The following is a 2,942-nucleotide window of genomic DNA, read 5'->3' as shown; positions in this document are numbered from 1 at the left end:
CGCCCCCTGCCCAGACCCCCGGCCCACCGCCGGCGGGTCTGCGAGCAGATGCGGCCAGCGCGGCGCGGCATATTGCAGCCACCCGTCGTCAGCCAAACAAGCTCATGGTATCGAGCCCGGAAGGATGCGGTCTGACCTCGTTCCGGCACGCGTTGTGCGTGCGGGGTCCGCATGGCGAAGGACGCGAGCCAGATCGAGATGGGCCGAGAGCATACGGGGTGGGTGTGTTCCGTCTGTGGTGGAGCGCGGTCTTAGGATGTCGCCAGGCAATTCGCCGACGATAACGCGCGTGGTCGGGGGTGGACTTTGCAGCGGCTGCGGCCTTTGTGCGTCGCTTTCCCGCGGAGCCGTCCAAATGACGTCCGCCCCGCCAGGGTACAGCAGGCCGACGATCGTCGGGCCCGTCGACGGCGCCGCTGAAAAATCGATCGCGGCGACCTGTCCCGGCTCTGTGGTGGCGCCTTGGGTAGGCGATGCGCCAGCCACACATCCTTACTGGGGGCCCCACTACCGCGTCGCAACCGGATGGGCCACCGATCCCGAGGTCAGGTTCAAGGGGTCGTCCGGAGGGGCCGTCACAGCCCTGGCGCTGCACGCTCTCGCGCGGGGACTGGTGGACCGGGTCGTGCACGTGACGGCCTCCGCCGCCGACCCGGCGAGCAACGCGATCGCCGTATCGACCAGTGCGCGCGATGTGATCGCCGGGGCCGGATCCCGATACGTATCGTCCTCGCCCCTGGTGGATATCGAGCGCGTGCTGGCCGATGGCGGCCGGGCTGCGTTCATCGGCAAGCCCTGCGACGTCTCCGCTCTCCGCTTGCTTGCGCAGTCGGACGCGCGGGTCGACGCCCATGTGCCGCTGATGCTGGCGTTCTTCTGCGCGGGCATCCCGAGCCGCAGCGCCGTCGGGCGGGTACTGGGGGAGCTGAGGGTGTCAGAGAACGAACTCGCTGCATTTCGCTACCGCGGGGACGGCTGGCCCGGGAAGGCCCGCGCCGTGACACACGATGGCCGAATTTCTGAGATGACGTACGCGCAGAGTTGGGGCGCGCACCTGTCCAAGGAGGTCCAGTTCCGCTGCAAGATCTGTCCTGACGCGGTCGGCGGGGTTGCTGATATCGCTTGCGCCGATGCTTGGTATGGCGGAGAGACAGGCTATCCAAGGTTTGAGGAAATGGACGGCCGAAGCCTGATTGTCTCCCGCACCGCGCGCGGCGAAGCGTTGCTAGTGGACAGCGAGGAGAAAGGTGACTTGATCCTTGAAGGGCTCGACATCGGGCAGATCGAGCTCATGCAACCGGGCCAGGCACGGAGAAAGCGGTTGGTGCGCGGCCGGGTGGCGGCGCTCAAAGCATGCCTTCAGCCGCGCCCCCAGATGACAGGTCTTCTGGTGGAGGTCGCCTCGCGTCGTGCGCGGCCCGTCGAACAGATCCGCAACTTCCTGGGGTCCGTTCGTCGTAGTATGGAGCGTCGGCCATAGGCGGCGTTAGGAATAACTCGTTTGGGGGCGGATTATGCTTGGCGGCCCAGCGCTGCGGGCGAGAAGCCGAGGGGATTCCATGACGTGCGAGCGACTTGCACTGGGCGTGCTCCTCGGCGCGGCGTGCTGCGCACCCGCGGCCGAAGCGCAGGTGACATCTGACGCCCTCGCGAGGGGCGCCCAGTCGCGCCAGATCGAGATCCACCTCCAGGGCCGCGTCGAGCACGATACGAACGTCGCGCGAGTGGCCGATGGGCAGTCGCCGCCTGCGGGGGTGGCGAAGTCGGACACGATCTTTGCACCCACGGCTGACGCGTCGATCGTTCTTCCCTTCGGGCGGCAGACTGCCTTCCTGTCCGGCCGCGCGTCGTACCTGTTCCACGACAAGAACAAGCTGCTCGACCATAGCGCCTTCAACCTGAACGGCGGCGTCGGCGGGCGTATCGGGCCCTGCGCGCTGACCCTGGGCGGCGGCTACGTTCGCGGGCGCAGCGAGCTGGACAATCAGACGCTCGTGGCGCGGGTACAGAACATAAACGAGGTTAGGCAAGTCTCGACCTCGGCCTCCTGCGCCCAACCGGGCGGCATCGGTGTCTTCGCCAGCGTCGGGCGGTCCTGGGGCGACAACAGCCTGGCCTCCCTGCAGTCCTCGAACTCGGAGACGGATACGGCCGGCGGAGGCATAAGCTACGCGCGCCCCGCCCTTGGCGCGTTCACCCTTGGCGGCAGCTACGCCAAGACTGTCTATCCGGATCGCATCACCCTGACCGGCGAGCGCGACGGCTTCGAATCCATCGGAGTGTCGTTCTCGGCCGAGCGCGAGTTAGGCGCGCGAATCCAGGGTGCGGTGACCGTGGGCTTCTCCCATGTCGAACCGTTGCAGCCCCCGCCGCAGATCCCGGGCTTTCCGCTCCCGCGTACCGAGTTCGAAGGCCTCACGTACGCGGCCGACGTACGTTACCGGGCCTCGAGCCGGCTCTCGCTTCGCGCCGGCCTAACCAAGAACATTTCGCCGACGTTGATCGAGGGTCAGTCGTTCGAAATTCAGGAAAGCTACAACGTCGGGGCGACCTACCAGCTCGGTTCCAGGATCCAGCTTGGTCTGACCGGGCGGCAGCGGGAGAGCAAGACCCGCGGCGACGTGCCGGAAAGCCTCGTCGTCTCGGATGCGCGCACACGGACCGCGGTCGCCACGCTGCGCTATCGGCAGACACGGTCGCTGTCGTTCCTGGTCTCTGGCCACCTTGAGAAACGAACCGCAGATGACGACGTGTTCAACTATTCCAACGAACGTGTGAGCTTCGTTGTGGACTATAGGTTCTAGTGCGAGGGCGAAGGGTTTGATTATGCTGCGGACCGTACAGGCCATTGGGTGCGTGATTGCGCTGGCGTTCGCCTCGCCCGCCGCCGCTCAGGCGCCTGGCGCGCCAGCGCCGCCCGGGGGCGCGCCATCGACCGCCCC

2 protein-coding genes are annotated in these 2,942 nt (G+C 67.1%); both read left to right on the top strand.

The genetic code is table 11. The features are described from left to right. Positions 1-355 precede the first annotated feature (355 nt). Positions 356-1,480 (top strand): Coenzyme F420 hydrogenase/dehydrogenase, beta subunit C-terminal domain, encoded by a 1,125-nt coding sequence (locus tag QZV94_RS19750; RefSeq protein WP_293680833.1) that lies wholly within the window; start codon positions 356-358, stop codon positions 1,478-1,480. A 106-nt stretch (positions 1,481-1,586) separates the two neighbouring features. After that, the gene (locus QZV94_RS19745) at positions 1,587-2,804 is read left to right on the top strand and encodes an outer membrane beta-barrel protein (RefSeq protein ID WP_293680830.1); all 1,218 of its coding nucleotides are present in this window, start codon (positions 1,587-1,589) and stop codon (positions 2,802-2,804) included. The last annotated feature ends 138 nt before the right edge of the window (positions 2,805-2,942 follow it).

It is taken from the genome of uncultured Phenylobacterium sp., assembly GCF_902826855.1.
GTDB lineage: Bacteria > Pseudomonadota > Alphaproteobacteria > Caulobacterales > Caulobacteraceae > Phenylobacterium.
This window is presented reverse-complemented; position numbering and strand designations above follow the sequence as displayed.

What these genes read in the sequence shown, in the direction of transcription:
- QZV94_RS19750 (WP_293680833.1), top strand. Translation starts at nt 356, where the DNA reads ATGACGTCCGCCCCGCCAGGGTACAGCAGGCCGACGATCGTCGGGCCC.